This window comes from Paraflavitalea speifideaquila (assembly GCF_032395985.1).
Lineage (GTDB): Bacteria > Bacteroidota > Bacteroidia > Chitinophagales > Chitinophagaceae > Paraflavitalea > Paraflavitalea speifideaquila.
Map to the genome: position 1 here is coordinate 3,843,711 of NZ_CP135920.1, position 16,781 is coordinate 3,860,491.

The following is a 16,781-nucleotide window of genomic DNA, read 5'->3' on the forward strand; positions in this document are numbered from 1 at the left end:
GACGCATAAGGCAGGGGCTGCATACCTGCGCCTGGAGAATGATTTCCTGCTTCTGTATGTTGTATGCTATTTAATAATATCCCAGCGGATACCACCTTGACCTCTCAGGCCGTACCATTCGGTCATGGTAACGCGGCGTTTATCACCCATATAAGTGCGCAATGGTTCGTTGGTGAGGTTGTTTAGTTCGACAAACGCTTTCAGGTGTTTGGTAATACTGATGGTGGCAGAGGCATCCAGGGTAAAATTCTTATCCGTCCAGGTGTAGAAGTCGGGGCCTGGTTGCTGGTTGATTGTTTCTACCGATTGCCCGCGGTAGTTGCCAGCCAGGCGTACCATTACCTCGTTGCGTTCATAAAATAGAATGGCATTGAAGAGGTTTCTGGATTGGTTGGGCAGGCTGGTTTTATCCATTACCCTGTTACTGCCTACCATCCGGGGTATTTTTACTTCGCTGTTGATCCAGGTATAGTTGAACTCCACCCCAAAACCACCCCAGAAGCCTATCAGGAAATTGAAGCGTTTGTTAATGCCTGCTTCAAATCCGTAGAGGCGTGCATTATCGAGGTTGCGCGATTGGGTGAGTACATAGTTGTTGCCGCCTTCGGTATAGAAAACCTTGTCACTAAAGATCACATCCTGGATCTGTTTATAAAATACCCCGCCGGATAATAACCCGATATTGCTGAAATAATATTCACCCATCAGGTCAAAATTGTTGGCAAAGGTGGGTTTCAGGTCTGGATTACCCTTGGTAATGTTGATGGGTGTCTTGGTATTATCGACCGACTCTCCCGGCGTCATATCATTGAAATTAGCGCGTACAAAGGTGCGGGTAAAGGCGGCGCGTATATTGATCTGCTTGTTCAAATTGTACTTGAGGTGTACCATGGGCAGGAGGGCATTGTAATTGTTTTTGACGGTTACCTGAGTAATGGTGGTGGTGGCAGGTGTGCCCATGGTAGTGGCCTTTGATCCATTCAATGTAAAACTGGTGTATTCATTACGTACACCGCCTACCAGTTTCAATTTTTCAGTAAGGTCTACCTCTGCCATCGCATAGCCAGCCAGTACATCTTCAGTACCCGTATAATAGTTGGTTGCGTTACCGGCCGATGTCAGGTCCCTAAAGCCATACTTGCGCAGTGTATCGGCATGGTATAGGTCGAACAACTGTTGTTTGGAAAGCGGATCAACAATGTATTGATTGTAATTGCCGTCCATTTCTTTAAAGAAGCCATGTCCCATGGGGAAATCGGCACGGTTCAGTTTATTGAGGGCTAATAAGGCTGGTGAGTTGGGAATTCCCAGGGCCGCTCCTGGTAGGTACACCATGTTGGAGCCAAATGTGCTTTCCCGGTATTTGTGGCGGTATTTACCGCCAAATTTCAGGATTATTTTTGATGTAGCGTTTATTTTCAGGTTCAGCTGGGCTGTTTTGTCTTCCTCTTTCGTATCCAACTGAGCTATTACCAATTGTTGCAAAGTAAGCTTGCTAGGATCCATTACCTCGCCGCTGTTCTTTAAACCGGCATTAAATTGAAGGGGATCGCCACCAATGCCATCGGGCGAATCAAAACCCCAATATCTCTTACCATCACCGGACAGGTTGTCGAATCCTCCGGTGATCTTTTGCCGGAAGGTGGCAATGGGTAAACCCTTATTGCCATTGGTGGGCGGCGTTTCCAGGAAATACCTGGATATATAATCACTTACCGACCAATCCAGCTTCAGGCGTTGTGTAAGTTGGTGTTCGCCTCCAAACTCTGCACCATTAAGTTTTGTCTGGTAGTGTGAGTAACGATAATTGTATTGGTAGCGACTATTGGTATAGTCAATATAAGATTCATAAACAGGGCGTATATCATTAAACTTATCCATCAATCCCCGGAAGAATAATTTATGGGAAGGGTTGAAGGCATATTCCAGTCCGAGGTTGGCGCCATAGGTTTGTCGTTTGCCCATATAGCGTTTAAACATAATGGTGTTGATAGACTTTTGTTGTACGGGGTTGGCAAGGCCCGTATTGTAGCTTACATCATAACTATCCGTTCCCCACTGGCGGTCCCAGATAGCGCCGGCCAGTATGATACCCAGTTTGTTGTTGAAGAAACGGTCGCCATATACCAGCGAGGCATTGTAAGTGCCATTCTTTGAAAATGTATTGTAACCGCCGGCTATACTGGCATTGAGTTGTCTTTTACCGGCGCTGTGCGGGTAATAAAATTGACGGATCCGCAAATGGCATCTCCTTCCCAGTCGGGGGTGAGGGCCTTGGCTACCTGTACATATTGAATGATCTCAGAAGGTACTGCATCCAGAACTGAAGAACGATTACCCAGTACATTGGAGCTGGGAGGCGGCTTCCGTTAAACATGGTAGATGTCCAGGCAAAAGGTGTTCCTCTTACTGTAGCGGCATCGGCTTCACCATGATACCTGGCTACTGCTACCCCCTGCATGCGCTGTACAGCTTCGGCAGCATTGCGATCGGGCAATTTGCCAATGGCATCAGCAGCCAGTACATCCATCATGGCCAGGGCATTTTTCTTGATGTGATAGGCTTTTTGCCTGCGAAGGGGCCATGGTGCCTTTGATCACTACCTGACCCAGTTCACTTTGGGCGGGACTTAGTTCAATAATGCCGGCATTGGTTACACCGTCATGGACGTTGATGTCCATTGTTTTGGTTTCATAACCGATATAAGATATGGTAATGGTTATTTTCCCGGCACCTGGAAGAGAAAGTGTAAAAGCCCCATTCAGGTCGGTCGACGCTGATCTTTTGATAGCAGGCGCTTGGATAGTGGCGCCGGGCAATTGTCCGTCCTTACCCGATACAATGCCTTTGATGGTTTGCGCCTCCAGGGAGAAAACGGTCCCGACGCAGCACAACAAAAGCAGGAATACAAATCGACAGTTAGTTCTTAGTTGCATGCTCATGAAGAAAGAATTTCCGGCAAAGCTGCAATTGGCCAGGCAGGTGAACGTCCATTCCGGCGGAACCGTACCTGTACCGGAATCAATGTGTCCATTTGCACTTACAGAAATTGACTGTCAATAGGTTGTGGGTATTAAGCCAATGTTATTTCCTGTTTCTACTTTCCCCGGCTGCTTCAGGTATTCGGTAGGCGTATGTCCGGTGGTCTTTTAAAGTACTGATTAAAGGATGACTTGGAATTGAAGCCTGCATCATAGGCCAGTGAAAGTATATTGGGGTTACTTGTTGCTGGCGGCAACGGTCTAGCAGGTGCAATACTTCCCTGATCCTGTAATCATTAACGTATTGATAGAATGTTTGGTGCAGGTGCTGATTCAATACTTCAGAAAGATGATGGCGGGGAGTTTTGAGGAGGGAAGATAATTTCTCCAGGGTGAGCTCTGGATCAGTATAGGTTTTTTTCTCCTCCATCATGGTCAACAGCTTCACAGCAATTGCTTGTTGTTGCAAGGTGGTTAAAGTAGATCTGCGTTGGGCAGGTTGATCCTGTTCTTCGGTAGGTAGCGCCGCGGCTTGTATTGTTAGGATCAACGATTCTTTTTCTTCGATCAATACTGCCGGCATAGGGAAGTGCGTGAGGGAGGCGGGTAGCTGTTCAGGGGCGGCTGTACTATTTAGTAAACTGCGTACTTCCAACCGGTATTGGATGATGAACAAACAGATGACCAGCATATTGGAATAGGCAATAATGCGAATGGCAATGTTCAAGGAAGGCCCATCGGCTATTTGAAGGGCATTGATAATATTGGTAACAATCCATATTACTGGTATCAGTAGAAAGCAAAAGGCTATTTTTTTGATCAATTGTTTTTCGCTTTTCCAGAAGGTGGGTAATTGGCGGCTTACTTGTAGGCTTAGCAGGGGGAATACCGTCATACAGGCAACGATAAGGTATTGGGATACCTCATTGTATACCAATAACCAGTTGACTACACCGGCGGGATCAATCATCAATTTCACTGCAATTGCAGTATACATGACGGCTGCTGCAAACATGGGCAATAATAAATACCAATGTTGTACGGGGCGGTATTGATCATACTGTACTCTCCGCGCATACATCCACAATAATGGACCATAGCCCAGGTCTATGAAAGTATTGAAGCCCGTTTTGAGGAGGGTATTTCCCGAGGCTGCATAGATGAAGAACTTAATGGATAAATGTGTGAAAAGGCAGATCAGTATCCAGGTAAGTAGGTTGTCGGCAGGCTTTTTTGCCTGTAGACAACGAACAGGCAAAGTGCCAGTAATGCCTGGAAAGCACCTATGATAATGATATACTCCATACCCAACAAAGCTATCGGAGTAATATTACCTATGGGTTAACAGGCCTTTTTTGATAGGAAGCAGGAGTGGGCAACAACAACCCTACCATCGATACCCTACTGGCTATCGGAGGTAAACTATGTATGATTTTTCGTTGATGCTGGTACAGTTGTTATGAGGGGAGCGGCGGTCTGCTATTCAAATACGGAAACAAGTGTGGGCATGGTAACCTGCCTCTGGGGAAAACGGTAGTTTGGGAATCAGTTTACTATTCCGCTACTGCCTTGGGTGCTACGGCTTTTTTAGCTTTGTTGGACTGGTTGGTCTTTGTTTTTCCCTTTCCTTTCTTCTCTTTTTTACAGGCTTTGTTTTGATACCGGCAGTCAATAAACGGGCTGCTTTTTTAATACGGCGTTCAAATTTCTTTTCTCCGAGGGTCTCTTTCAGGTTATTCAATGCACTGGCTAACTGAAGACCGATCTCTTTACGGGTAGATTTCCTGGAATGATTGCTCTGCGCTTCTGTGTGCTTACTGGTGGACATGTGAAGTGATTTGTTTACAATTTACAAAATGATAATATAAGGATAACATAAAGATAATAGATGGGTTCAAGCTCCAATATTAAGTTTTTAGGCCAGGCGCGAGGCGGGGAGTAAGGGGCTGATGGATTTAGTCGTTGATGGTCAGGGTGTAAGAGAGGGTGTATTAGCTTATTTTAAATACGTCGCGGAGGGCTTTCAGGGCGGCATGATGGCCGCACATGCCATGTACGCCTCCCCGGGCGGGGTAGAGGAAGAGCAGATATAGAGGCCCCTGGCGGAGGTTTTATAGGGTGAAAGGCGAAGTGCGGGGCGGGTATACACCTGGCCCAGGTCGATAATGCCACCATTGATATCGCCACCAATATAATTGGGATTGTACTGTTGTAATTGTACCGTATTGAAGGTATGCCTGGCCAGGATGGTTTGTTTAAAGCCTGGTGCAAAGCGTTCCACCTGTGCTTCAATGATGCCTGTCATATCCACAGTAGATCTATTGGGTACATGGCAATAGGCCCAGGCGGTATGCTGGCCGGCAGGCGCCCGGCTGCTGTCGAACAGGCTTTGTTGTGCCAGTAATACAAAGGGACGTTGGGGATGCCCTCCATTGGCGGCCAGCTGTTCACCGGCAGCTATCTCTTTAAACGTGTTGCCCAGGTGTACCGTGCCCGCCTCCCTGCATTCAGGTGCGGTAAAAGGAATGGGGCCATTCAGTGCCCAATCGACTTTAAAGATGCCCATGCCATAGCGATAGCGGTTTAGTTGCCATTTATAGAGGGGCTGAACTGATCGCCTGCAATGGCCATCAATTGTTTGGGGGTTATATCAAACAATACAGCATGTGCGGAGGGAGTTGCGCAAGCGTTTGTACGGTAAAGCCTGTTTGTATTTTACCACCCAGGACCTCAAAATACCGGGTCAGTGCATGGGCCAAAGAAATGGTGCCGCCCCTGGGAACGGGCCATCCATATAAATGGCCTGCGGCCGACAATACCAGTCCGATGGCCGAAGTAGCATAATTGGTGAGTGGCTGGATAGCATGTGCGGCCATACCTCCCCACAACCCTTTGGCTTTTTCGGTGGTAAACCTTTTGGCGATGGCCGCAGCCGAAGGCAAGGCTTTCAGTCCAAAACGCGCCATACGCATGGGGTATTTTGGAAAATGGAAAGGCCCCAGGATGTCAGGGGCAATGTAAGGCCAATCTTCCACTACCTGTTTCATCAGCGACAGATAAGCGCCGGCATCTACGCCCAATAACCGGGCGGTTTCCTGGAGAGACGGCTTTAATACGGCAGCGCTGCCATCCTCGAAGGGGTGGGCGGCTGCCACAGCAGGGTAAATATATTCCAGTCCATATTGTTGTAAGGGAAGGGTGGCAAAAAGGGCGAAGTGGCAGCCATGGGAAGGATGGCGGCACATACATCGTGGTAAAAGCCGGGAAGGGTCAATTCTTCTGTACGCATACCGCCGCCAATGGAGTTCCTGGCTTCCAGCAGTAATACCGACAGGCCACGCTGTTGCAGGGTGATGGCGGCTGATAGTCCATTGGGGCCGGATCCGACAACGATGGCATCATAGTCCTTCTTTTCCATAATCCAAAGATATTACGTGGAAGGGGATAAAAGCAATACGATATAGCGTATCAGGGCATAAATGCCCAGTAACAGCATCAGGTAGCCCGGGATCTTTTGATCAGCTGATTTTCACGCAACAGTTTCATTACCCTACTTGCAAGGTAGGCTACCAATACCAGTAAAGTAAATACTCCTGTCGATACGCCCAATAAAAAGCTATGTAATTGCAGGGGGTGGATAAGTTGATCCAATGCTGGCTTTTGAGGTAGGCGGTAATACCAATCCAATAGGGCATGGCCAGTGGATTGAGGAGCCCAAGTACCAGCCCCGGCGGAAGCCGCTGTTTTGCAGGCGTATGGACAGGTTAGTAGGTTTAGAGGCCGACCGGATATTCAATATACCCAGGGTAAGCATGACGATTGCCGCAATAAGGTGGAAATTCTGTACTATGATGGGCGACGAAGTAATGATCTTTTCAAAGGTAACGGCCAGGAATGCATAAATATATTCCATGATGGCTGCTGCCAAGGCAAATCGCCAGGCCAGGTAAGCCTTGTTGTCGAGCCCTAATTGTACGGAACTAAGGTTGACAGTGCCGGGTGTAAGTGATCCTGTGAAGCTGAAAGTAAATGACAGCAGGAAATTGATGAATGCGCTCATGGTTCGATCAATGCCCCACTTCGATTGGTTTGCCTGCCTCTTTCCATGCTTTGATACCCTCTTCCAGGTTTATTACGGCGGTAAATCCGTTCTTGACGAGCCAGTTGGCTGCTTTGTCGCCACGGATACCGGCCAGGCAATACACATACACTGGCTTGCTTTTATCGAGTTTGGCAACTTGTTCCTGGAATTGCTTTTCGTCCTGCCAGTTGGCCAGTACGGCCCCTTTGATATGTCCTTCCTTGAATTCTTCCGGTCTTCTTACATCCAGTAGCTGAACGCCTTTGGCCTGCAGACACTTTTCAAATTGGGCCGGCGCTACGGTGGTCTTGTTTTGTGCGGCTGCAGTGCCAGATACAAACAAAAGGATAAATGCTTTGAATAATTGCTTCATGAAAACGCAGTTTGGGATATGTACTTAGTTTTTCGCTTGTTCCTTGTCAAAGATACGTGAATTGGAGCAATTGTATAACCAATGAGTATTGTGTAACAATGGGTTGCCTAAGCAGTGACGTAGGCGGCTTATGGTAGCTAATGGTGATGAAGTAGTAATGTAGTAGTAGGTGGGTGATAACTGATCACATCATTGAAGTACTATCGTTGATTAGTAATGGTTGTAGGCTATTGCGGCTACTACTAAAGTTGAGTAGTGATTCTACGATGTGCATAAAAAAACATACAAAATACCATTACATAATGACTACTAACGGGAACTAGTACACAGAAGTTTGTAACTTGCCTGTCTGCTATTTTATTTCATCAATCATTAAAACCTTGCTTATGAAAAGAATTACACACTTCGGAAGTTTATTGTTTGCTTTATTCCTTACCCTTCCTGGAAATGCACAAACCTGGCAATTGGTATGGCAGGATGAGTTTACCAATAGTATTGGACCCGACTGGGTATTTGAGACCGGCACCGGCTCTGGTGGCTGGGGAAACAATGAACTGCAATATTATCGCAGTCAGAATGCTACGGTCCAAAATGGGCAGTTGGTGATCACAGCCCGCAATGAAAGTTTTGGCGGCATGAATTACACATCAGCACGTATGAAAACGCAGGGTCGCAAATCCTGGAAGTATGGGAAAATAGAAGCCCGTATAGCCATGCCTGCCTTCCAGGGCGTATGGCCGGCTTTCTGGATGCTGGGCGATAATATAGGTACGGCCGGCTGGCCTGCCTGTGGGGAAATTGATATTATGGAGCATGTGAATACGGAACAGCGTACCTATGGTACCATTCACTGGTCGGACCCCAATAATAACTATGCTTCTTACGGCGGTAATACCGCGGTAAGTGTAACTGGTTTTCATGTATATACCATTGAATGGACGGCGGCTTCTATCAAATGGTTTGTTGATGGAGTTCAATTCCATGAGGCCAATATTTTGAATGGCGTCAATGGTACCAGTGAGTTCCACAATAATGCCTTTCTTATTCTCAATATGGCCATTGGCGGCAACTGGCCTGGTTTTACGGTGAACAATGGCGCCCTGCCTGCCAATATGTATGTAGACTATGTGCGGGTATACCAGCAAACCAGCAACCCGCCCAGCAGCATAACCATTCAGGCCGAGAGTTATAGTGCTATGTTGGGGGTGCAAACGGAAGCCTGCTCGGATGCAGGTGGTGGACAGAATGTTGGATGGATCGATGCGAATGACTGGATGGCCTATAATAATATCAATTTCCCCACCACGGGCAGCTACCTGGTTGAATACCGTGTGGCCAGTCTGAATGGCGGTGGTCGTTTATCACTTGACCTGAATGCCGGCTCTATTCAGTTGGGCGCCTTGAATGTACCTTCTACTGGTGGTTGGCAAAACTGGACTACGATTTCCCACACGGTGAATGTCAATGCCGGTACTTATAATGTAGGTGTCTTTGCCCAGGCGGCTGGGTGGAACCTGAACTGGATACGCATTACCCGTCAAGGGGCGGCACGAATAGCATCTAACACTACGACTGATAATGAACGCAAAACAGCTACCGGGGATGTCAATTTTGAACTATTCCCCAATCCTGTAAGGGATGAATTAAGAATTACTACAAACCAACCTCTCGCTGGAGGATTGCTCCGCATTTATGACCTCATGGGCCGTCAGGTGATGACCTCATCCACGGTTACCAACCGGGTCAATGTAGCGAAACTCCCAACCGGGGTGTACACACTGTTATTTACCAAAGACGGAAAGACGATCACACGAAGATTTGTTAAGTAAGTGAATTGCTGAGTCCTGTATCAAACTTGTTGGACCAGGCGTAAGCCAAAGACTTTTTTCCACCGGAAGGGAAAAGGGTCTCCTGGAAAACGATTGTTTTCACAGGATGGCTAACCGCATGCCTGGCAGGAGGAGTATTGAATCCAGGATCCCGTATTCTCTCATTTAAAAATCATAACATGAAGAAGTCAACTATCTTTTTTGTCCTTTTGTTTTTGAGCGTTCAATTAACCATGGCCCAATTTAAAGTGGTAGGTTATATGCCTTCCTGGGCCGGCAGTGTTAATTCTATTCAGTACAGCAAACTCACGCATATCAATTATGCCTTTTTGCTGCCCACTTCTACCGGTGGTTTACAGGCCATCGAAAACCCTTCCAAGCTGCAAAGCCTGGTAACCTTAGCACATAACAATGGCAAGAAAGTGCTAATTGCCGTGGGCGGTTGGAACAACGGCGATGATGGCGCTTTTGAAAGCCTGGCTGCCAATACCAGTTACCGCAACGCCTTTGTCAACAATTTGATCAATTTTGTAAACCAGTACAATCTTGATGGTATTGACATTGATTGGGAATATCCCGACAACGGTACATCGGCCAACAATTACGCAACGCTGATGCAACAGCTGTCTACCGAAATGCACAACCGGGGCAAGTTGCTCACTGCTGCGGTAGTAGCCATCAATGGATCAAGCATATTGAACAGTGTGTTCAATGTGGTTGACTTCCTGAACCTGATGGCTTATGATGCCAATAATTTTGATCATTCCACTTATAGTTATGCTACTCAATCCATCAATTACTGGAAGGGCAGGGGATTGCCTGCTTCAAAAGTGGTATTGGGTGTTCCTTTCTATGGCCGGCCTTCCTGGGAATCATTTGCAGCCCTGCTAGCCCGAGGTGCCAGTCCCAATGCCGATGTATTCAGTGGCGTAGGGTATAATGGAATACCCACGATCAAGAGTAAGACCAACCTGGCCTTTGATCAGGGCAATGGTATAATGATGTGGGAGCTTTCGCAGGATGCTACGGGCGCTAATTCATTATTGTCGGCTATCAATGAAGTGGTGGTACAAAGAACCGGTGGCGGTGGCAGTACCATCACGATACAGGCCGAAAGCTATAACAGCATGTTGGGTGTACAAGTTGAAAACTGTACGGATGCAGGTGGCGGACAAAATGTGGGTTGGATTGATGCGAATGATTGGATGGCCTTTTACAATATCAACTTCCCGGTTACTGGTTCCTATAAGGTCGAATACCGGGTGGCCAGTTTGAGTGGCGGTGGCACCTTATCGCTTGACCTGAATGCAGGTGCTATTCAGCTGGGTGCTTTGGCAGTACCTTCTACCGGTGGCTGGCAAAACTGGACGACCATTACGCATAATGTGAACGTAACGGCCGGTACTTACAATGTAGGCGTATTTGCACAAGCCGGCGGCTGGAACCTGAACTGGATTAAAATAACCAGGCCTTCCGGCGCACGGCTTGCTACGCAAGGCAATACCCCGGCAGCGAAGGAAGCTGCTGAAACAACTCCTTCTGGAAAATGGGTATTGTATCCCAACCCCGTACAAGACCAACTGAACATTATAGCCGGAGAAGATATGGCCGGTGGCACCCTGCGGGTAGTAGATATAGCCGGGCGACAGGTAATTGCCCCCAGGGCTGCTACTTATAAATTGGATGTATCGGCACTGGCGCCAGGGATCTATACCCTGATCTTTTCAAAGAAAGGGAAAGTAACGCATCAACAGTTTGTGAAGTAGAGGAGACAGCATACAGCATCCTGTGTTCAGGATTCAGCAGGAGAATATAGTATTCAGCAAATAGCATTCAATATATAATATAGGAGATACAGTGTACAGCAACAAGTGTGTATGGAACTGCTTGTGCACGGTGGCCTGTATTACGTTCCGGATGCTATAGGCTGGGTACTATATTCTTTTTTTATTTAAAAACCTTCTTATGCGAAAAAGAACAGTCACGTATTGGCTATCATGCCTCCTCTTACTATTTGTATTATTGGGAGGGCCACCGCCCCTCCTCGCACAGGTTACCCCTGCCAAAGTGATCGTAGGTTATTGGCACAACTGGGGTTCCACCACCGGTTCGCCACCTTATATCCGCTTGCGGGATGTGAACCCCCAGTACAATGTGATACAGGTAGCTTTTGGCAGCAGTGCTGCCGATTATGCCACCATTAGTTTTGCTCCTGAAAACATCAGTACGGCAGATTTTATTTCGGATATCCAATTCCTTCATTCCCAGGGCAGGAAGGTATTGCTATCACTCGGTGGGCAAAATGGAACAATTGTATTGACATCTGCTGCACAGAAACAGGCATTCGTTACTTCTATGAAATCGCTGCTGGACCAGTACAACTTCGATGGGTTTGATATAGACATTGAAGGCGGGTTATCGCTCCAGTTGAATAATGGAGATAATAATTTCACCAGTCCTACCACACCCAAAGTAGTCAATATGATCGCTGCTGCGAAAGAGATCATTAACTACCGGAAAGGGCAGGGCAAGGATTGCTGGCTGACGATGGCGCCGGAAACGTATTATGTACAAACTGCGTATGGGGCTACTTATGCTCCGCTGGTGGGCGCCTACCTGCCCCTGATCGATGGCTTGCGCAATGAATTGACCTTTATCCACCCGCAATATTATAATACGGGTTCGGTCATGGGTATGGACAATAAGGTCTATTTCCAGTCTACCCCCGATTTTATTGTGGCGATGACCGAGATGCTGCTCTATGGTTTTCCGGTAGCAGGTACGGGTATGAATTTCCCTGCCTTGCGCGAAGACCAGGTTGCGTTTGGTTTACCCGCTGTACCGGCGGCTGCTCCTTCGGGTGGACACCTGGCGCCCGCTAGTGTGAAACAAGCACTCAACTACCTGATGAAGGGCATCTCTTTTGGCGGACAATACATACTCCGGAAACCTGCGGGTTATCCCGGCCTGCGGGGTATTATGACCTGGTCGGTAAACTGGGATAAAACGAATAATGATGATTTTGTGACCAACTTTTACAATTACTTCTCCGGTTCCAATCCTGGTAATATACCACCCACAGCCAGTATTACCTCGCCTGCAAACAATGCCAGCTTTACAGCACCTGCTAATATTACTATCCAGGCAAATGCGACTGATGCAGATGGTACTATAACGCAGGTAGCATTTTACAATGGCAGCACTTTGTTGGGTACCGATGCTACCAGTCCTTACAGCTATGCCTGGAATAATGTAGGTAATGGCACCTACAGCCTCACTGCACGGGCTACTGATAATGGCGGAGCGGTAACCACTTCGGCCACTGTAACGATCACGGTGGGGTCAGGCGGAGGCAATTGTAATGGTATTCCTGCCTGGAGTATTACCACTCCCTATAATGGCGGCGCACAGGTAGTATACAACAATAAATTGTACCAGTCTAAATGGTGGACGCAAGGCGATCAGCCCGATCTCAATACGGGCGATGGCAAACCCTGGGCTTATGTGCGCGATTGTGGCGGTGGTGGAGGTAATACAGCGCCCACGGTAAGCGTTACAGCACCTGCCAACAATGCCAGCTTTACGGCGCCGGCTTCTATTACCATTCAGGCTACAGCTGCCGATGCAGATGGTGCTGTAACGCAGGTTGCTTTTTACAATGGCAGCACATTGCTGGGTACCGATGCCAGCAGCCCTTACAGTTATAGCTGGACCAATGTAGCCGCCGGTGCCTATACCCTTACTGCCCGTGCTACCGACAATGCAGGTGCGGTAACAACTTCTGGTGCAGTCAATATTACCGTAACCACCACAGGTGGAGGTGTGAACTGTACGGGTGTAGCTGCTTACCAGCCCTATCCCAAAATATACAACAATGGCGACCTGGTGGTGTACAACAATGTATTGTACCAAAGTCAATCCAATAACTTATACAATGTAACACCGGGTACAGCAGAATGGTGGTGGAAAACAATGGGTACTTGTGGAACTGGCTTGCTGTCTTCCAGTAAATCAGCCATCAATAAAATGGTATCCGACCAAATAGAGAAAGAGGCCGGGCTCACTTTGTCGCCCAATCCTGTTCGTGACCAACTGAATATTCGTACGGGGAGACCTTGCCGGCGCCACTATCCGTATACTGGATATGAATGGCCGACAGGTATTGGCGCCAAAGGCTGCCACTTACCGGATTGATGTGTCCTTCCTGGCGCCTGGTATGTATACCCTGGTGTTTACGAAGAAAGAAAAAGTGATTACGAAGCAGTTTGTGAAGTGAGGGGGAGTAAAGATATTCTCAACAAGATTTCCAAAATAATCAAAATATACAATATGCTTAGCAATGCGAAACGTTATCTATCAAGCCGGCTGCAGCGCCTGGTGTGGTGCTGCCTATGCCTGTTCCATACCTGCCTGCTCACTGCACAGGTAAGTCCAACAGTGCCTGCTACTACTCAGCAGCACAGCAAACAAGTGATAGGCTACATCACCCAATGGGATGCCTGGAAGGAAGTGGCCAACCTGGTGCCCAAGGGCGGGTACAATCAACTGAATGTAGATTACTCCCAATACACCATCCTTAATTTTTCCTTTTTTTTGGGGTGGCGCAAGACGGCTCGTTGCACAGTGGCGATTTTAGGAATAAGAATATCTACCAGGTGGGGGCAGTTCAGGCGCCGGCTCCCTTATTGAATACTGATATTTATAGTAGCTGGGACCTCTACCTCATCAACGGGGAATTGGAAACGCTCTATTATATTCCGGATGGCAGTTATGCTTACCAGCAAGGATACCGCAATGAAGGCAGTGGATGGCGGAATGTGAATACGAATGAAACGGGCACTTTCCCTTGAATATCCACAAGCAGGGTGGGGCGCCTGGTATTCTGGAACTGGCGCACCAGAAAGGGGTAAAGGTATTGGCCTCGGTGGGTGGCTGGAGTATGTGTAAACATTATCCGGAAGTTGCTGCCGATGCTACCAAACGGGCAAAGTTTGTGGCCGATTGTCAGAAGTTGATCAATATGGGATTTGATGGTATTGATTTCGATTGGGAGTATCCCAATGATGCAGGTATGAACATAGAACATTACAGTGCTGCGGACTATACCAATTTTGCCATTCTGCTGGAGCAGGTACGCACTGCCATCGGTCCCTCCAGGCTCATGACCTCCTGTTTCTCGGCTTCCACCTCCAAGTTGCAGGGTTTTGATTGGCCACGGTTGAGCAATACACTCAACTATTTAAACATGATGACCTATGATTTCAATGGTGGCTGGTCGAATAAGGCCGGACACAATTCACCCTTGTATGATTATCCGGGCGCCGAATACAGCGGCTTTTCGATCCATGCTACCGTACAGGCACTTCGTCAACTGGGTGTAAATATGAGTAAGGTAAATATTGGTGCCCCCTTTTATGGCCGGGGGTAGTAACTGCAGCGGCTGCGACCCTGAATGGTACTACTGTAAAAAGGGCGGAGACTGTACAGCCCGACGGTCCGATCCAGACTAGCGCTGATTATACCAATTGGGCCAAAGACCTATGGGACGGAACCCCCAATTATGCCATCATCCAATTATCAACCGGCGCTGGTTCGGGTTGGACAGATCATTGGGATGATGTGGCCAAAGTGCCTTACAAAACAAAGGGCAACTATTTCCTGAGCTACGACAATGAGCGTTCGGTAGGAGAGAAGGCGCAATACATCAAGGACAATGGATTGGCCGGTGTGATCATTTGGCAGGTATATGGCGATATGACCAATATGACCAGTAGTACGGTGCCAAAAGGTAAGCTTATCTATTGTCCCAATACTACCCATCCGCTTGTGAACAAGATCAATGCGGTTTTTGCTACCGGGGGCCGGGTAATATACCGCCCACGGTAAGTATCACTGCTCCTGCGAACAATGCCAGTTTTACGGCGCCAGCCAGTATTGCCATTCAGGCCACGGCGGCTGATGCGGATGGAACGGTATCGCAGGTCGCATTTTATAACGGCAGTATCTTACTGGGTACGGATGCTACCAGCCCTTATAGCTATACCTGGAATGGAGTTGGAAATGGTAGTTATGCCATCACAGCCAGAGCAACTGACAATGCAGGCGCTGTGACTACATCGGGTGTGGTCAATGTTACGGTAACGGGTGGCGATCTTCCACCTACGGTAAGTATTACGGCACCTGCCAATAATGCCAGTTTTACTTCTCCTGCCAACATCGTGATTCAGGCTACTGCCGCTGATGCTGATGGTACTATAACGCAGGTGGCCTTTTATAATGGCAGCACTTTGTTGGGTACCGATGCTACCAGTCCTTACAGCTATGCCTGGAACAATGTAGGCAATGGTACTTATAGTCTTACGGCCAGGGCTACCGACAATGCGGGAGGCGTTACTACCTCTTCTGCAGTAACTATCACGGTGAGCTCCGGTGGAGGTGATTGCAGTGGTATACCTGCCTGGAATGCTACCACTCCTTATAATGGCGGTGCACTGGTAGTGTACAATAACAAAGTGTACCAGGCCAAATGGTGGACACAAGGCAATCAGCCCGATCTTAATACAGGCGATGGCAAACCCTGGGCTTATGTGCGCGATTGTGGCGGTGGCGGTGGTAATACATTGCCCACGGTAAGCGTTACAGCACCTGCCAACAATGCCAGCTTTACGGCGCCGGCATCTATTACCATTCAGGCCACGGCTGCCGATGCAGATGGTGCTGTAACACAGGTTGCTTTTTACAATGGCAGCACGTTGTTGGGTACCGATGCCAGCAGCCCTTACAGCTATAGCTGGACCAATGTAACCGCCGGTGCTTATACCCTTACTGCCCGTGCCACCGACAATGCTGGTGCGGTAACAACTTCTGCTGCAGTAAATATCACTGTAACCACTACAGGTGGAGGTGTGAACTGTACGGGTGTAGCTGCTTACCAGCCTTATCCCAAAATATACAACAATGGCGACCTGGTGGTGTACAACAATGTATTGTATCAAAGCCAATCCAATAACCTGTACAATGTAACACCGGGCACGGCAGAATGGTGGTGGAAAACAATGGGTACTTGCGGTTCAGGTCTCACAGCAGGCAGCAAAACAGCTATTGGCAAAGCAGGCGCTGATGATGTTGCGGAAGGTAGTGGATTAAGCATCGCTCCCAATCCAGTACGCAACCAACTGAATATCCGAACCGGAGAGTCGCTTATTGGCGCCACTATCCGGATACTGGATATCAATGGCCGTCATGTAATACCTGCCAGAGCGGCCAGCTACCAGGTAGATGTATGGGCCCTGGCGCCAGGCATCTATACGCTGGTATTTATGAAAGAAGGGAAGGTGATCACTAAACGATTTGTGAAGTAAGGGGAAACGAGCCTATAGAATCAATGTCTTTAGTTAAGCCAGGCCCCTTTAAGGTGAGTCTCTCTGCTGCGCCGCGAATGCAACGCCGCAGAGTGGCCCACCTTTTTCCTTCCTATACTAATGGTGGCGGTTGTCTCACTTGTCATAGCATCATTA

Annotated in this window: 19 protein-coding genes; 9 read left to right on the top strand and 10 right to left on the bottom strand. The window is 48.0% G+C overall.

The window, feature by feature from the left end; translation table 11 throughout:
• Positions 1-66 precede the first annotated feature (66 nt).
• The 10 genes from RS881_RS26110 to RS881_RS26155 form a co-directional block, all read right to left on the bottom strand.
• Entirely contained in the window at positions 67-2,241 is a 2,175-nt protein-coding gene (locus RS881_RS26110; RefSeq protein ID WP_315823780.1) for a TonB-dependent receptor, read from the bottom strand.
• A 37-nt stretch (positions 2,242-2,278) separates the two neighbouring features.
• The gene (locus tag RS881_RS26115; protein ID WP_315823781.1) at positions 2,279-2,533 is read right to left on the bottom strand and encodes a TonB-dependent receptor plug domain-containing protein; all 255 of its coding nucleotides are present in this window, start codon (positions 2,531-2,533) and stop codon (positions 2,279-2,281) included.
• Positions 2,511-2,942 carry a carboxypeptidase-like regulatory domain-containing protein gene (locus RS881_RS26120; RefSeq protein WP_315823782.1) on the bottom strand — a complete coding sequence of 144 codons (432 nt, stop codon included), beginning with the start codon at positions 2,940-2,942 and terminating at the stop codon, positions 2,511-2,513. The genes RS881_RS26115 and RS881_RS26120 overlap by 23 nt, the downstream gene beginning before the upstream one ends.
• A gap of 142 nt (positions 2,943-3,084) precedes the next feature.
• A complete protein-coding gene (locus tag RS881_RS26125) occupies positions 3,085-4,239 on the bottom strand; it encodes a helix-turn-helix domain-containing protein (RefSeq protein ID WP_315823783.1) in 1,155 nt (384 codons plus the stop codon).
• A 318-nt stretch (positions 4,240-4,557) separates the two neighbouring features.
• Positions 4,558-4,809: a hypothetical protein gene (locus RS881_RS26130; RefSeq protein WP_315823784.1), complete on the bottom strand. Its 252-nt coding sequence runs from the start codon at positions 4,807-4,809 to the stop codon at positions 4,558-4,560.
• A 195-nt stretch (positions 4,810-5,004) separates the two neighbouring features.
• A complete protein-coding gene (locus RS881_RS26135) occupies positions 5,005-5,547 on the bottom strand; it encodes a phytoene desaturase family protein (RefSeq protein ID WP_315823785.1) in 543 nt (180 codons plus the stop codon).
• A 79-nt stretch (positions 5,548-5,626) separates the two neighbouring features.
• Positions 5,627-6,136 carry a phytoene desaturase family protein gene (locus RS881_RS26140; RefSeq protein WP_315823786.1) on the bottom strand — a complete coding sequence of 170 codons (510 nt, stop codon included), beginning with the start codon at positions 6,134-6,136 and terminating at the stop codon, positions 5,627-5,629.
• The gene (locus tag RS881_RS26145; protein WP_315823787.1) at positions 6,091-6,399 is read right to left on the bottom strand and encodes an FAD-dependent oxidoreductase; all 309 of its coding nucleotides are present in this window, start codon (positions 6,397-6,399) and stop codon (positions 6,091-6,093) included. Before RS881_RS26145 ends, RS881_RS26140 begins: the two co-directional genes overlap by 46 nt.
• A 198-nt stretch (positions 6,400-6,597) precedes the next feature.
• A complete protein-coding gene (locus RS881_RS26150; RefSeq protein WP_315823788.1) occupies positions 6,598-7,041 on the bottom strand; it encodes a LysE family transporter in 444 nt (147 codons plus the stop codon).
• A gap of 7 nt (positions 7,042-7,048) precedes the next feature.
• On the bottom strand, positions 7,049-7,435 hold the full coding sequence (locus RS881_RS26155) for a rhodanese-like domain-containing protein (RefSeq protein WP_315823789.1): 387 nt from the start codon (positions 7,433-7,435) through the stop codon (positions 7,049-7,051).
• 386 nt (positions 7,436-7,821) lie between these two features.
• Here RS881_RS26155 and RS881_RS26160 point away from each other — a divergent pair, with 386 nt between their 5' ends.
• The 9 genes from RS881_RS26160 to RS881_RS26195 all read left to right on the top strand — a co-directional run bounded on the left by RS881_RS26160 (position 7,822) and on the right by RS881_RS26195 (position 16,625).
• Entirely contained in the window at positions 7,822-9,264 is a 1,443-nt protein-coding gene (locus tag RS881_RS26160) for a carbohydrate-binding protein (RefSeq protein ID WP_315823790.1), read from the top strand.
• Positions 9,265-9,443: 179 nt separating this feature from the next.
• Positions 9,444-11,030, top strand: a complete 1,587-nt coding sequence (locus RS881_RS26165; protein WP_315823791.1) for a glycosyl hydrolase family 18 protein — start codon at positions 9,444-9,446, stop codon at positions 11,028-11,030.
• 199 nt (positions 11,031-11,229) lie between these two features.
• A complete protein-coding gene (locus tag RS881_RS26170) occupies positions 11,230-13,458 on the top strand; it encodes an Ig-like domain-containing protein (protein WP_315823792.1) in 2,229 nt (742 codons plus the stop codon).
• Positions 13,409-13,540 carry a T9SS type A sorting domain-containing protein gene (locus tag RS881_RS60020; protein WP_350340180.1) on the top strand — a complete coding sequence of 44 codons (132 nt, stop codon included), beginning with the start codon at positions 13,409-13,411 and terminating at the stop codon, positions 13,538-13,540. Before RS881_RS26170 ends, RS881_RS60020 begins: the two co-directional genes overlap by 50 nt.
• 53 nt (positions 13,541-13,593) lie before the next feature.
• On the top strand, positions 13,594-13,953 hold the full coding sequence (locus tag RS881_RS26175; protein ID WP_315823793.1) for a hypothetical protein: 360 nt from the start codon (positions 13,594-13,596) through the stop codon (positions 13,951-13,953).
• Positions 13,950-14,114, top strand: a complete 165-nt coding sequence (locus RS881_RS26180; RefSeq protein WP_315823794.1) for a hypothetical protein — start codon at positions 13,950-13,952, stop codon at positions 14,112-14,114. Before RS881_RS26175 ends, RS881_RS26180 begins: the two co-directional genes overlap by 4 nt.
• Positions 14,111-14,692: a glycoside hydrolase family 18 protein gene (locus RS881_RS26185; protein ID WP_315823795.1), complete on the top strand. Its 582-nt coding sequence runs from the start codon at positions 14,111-14,113 to the stop codon at positions 14,690-14,692. Before RS881_RS26180 ends, RS881_RS26185 begins: the two co-directional genes overlap by 4 nt.
• Before the next feature lie 140 nt (positions 14,693-14,832).
• A complete protein-coding gene (locus RS881_RS26190) occupies positions 14,833-15,150 on the top strand; it encodes a glycosyl hydrolase family 18 protein (RefSeq protein WP_315824622.1) in 318 nt (105 codons plus the stop codon).
• On the top strand, positions 15,066-16,625 hold the full coding sequence (locus tag RS881_RS26195) for an Ig-like domain-containing protein (RefSeq protein ID WP_315823796.1): 1,560 nt from the start codon (positions 15,066-15,068) through the stop codon (positions 16,623-16,625). The genes RS881_RS26190 and RS881_RS26195 overlap by 85 nt, the downstream gene beginning before the upstream one ends.
• Positions 16,626-16,781: the final 156 nt, after the last annotated feature.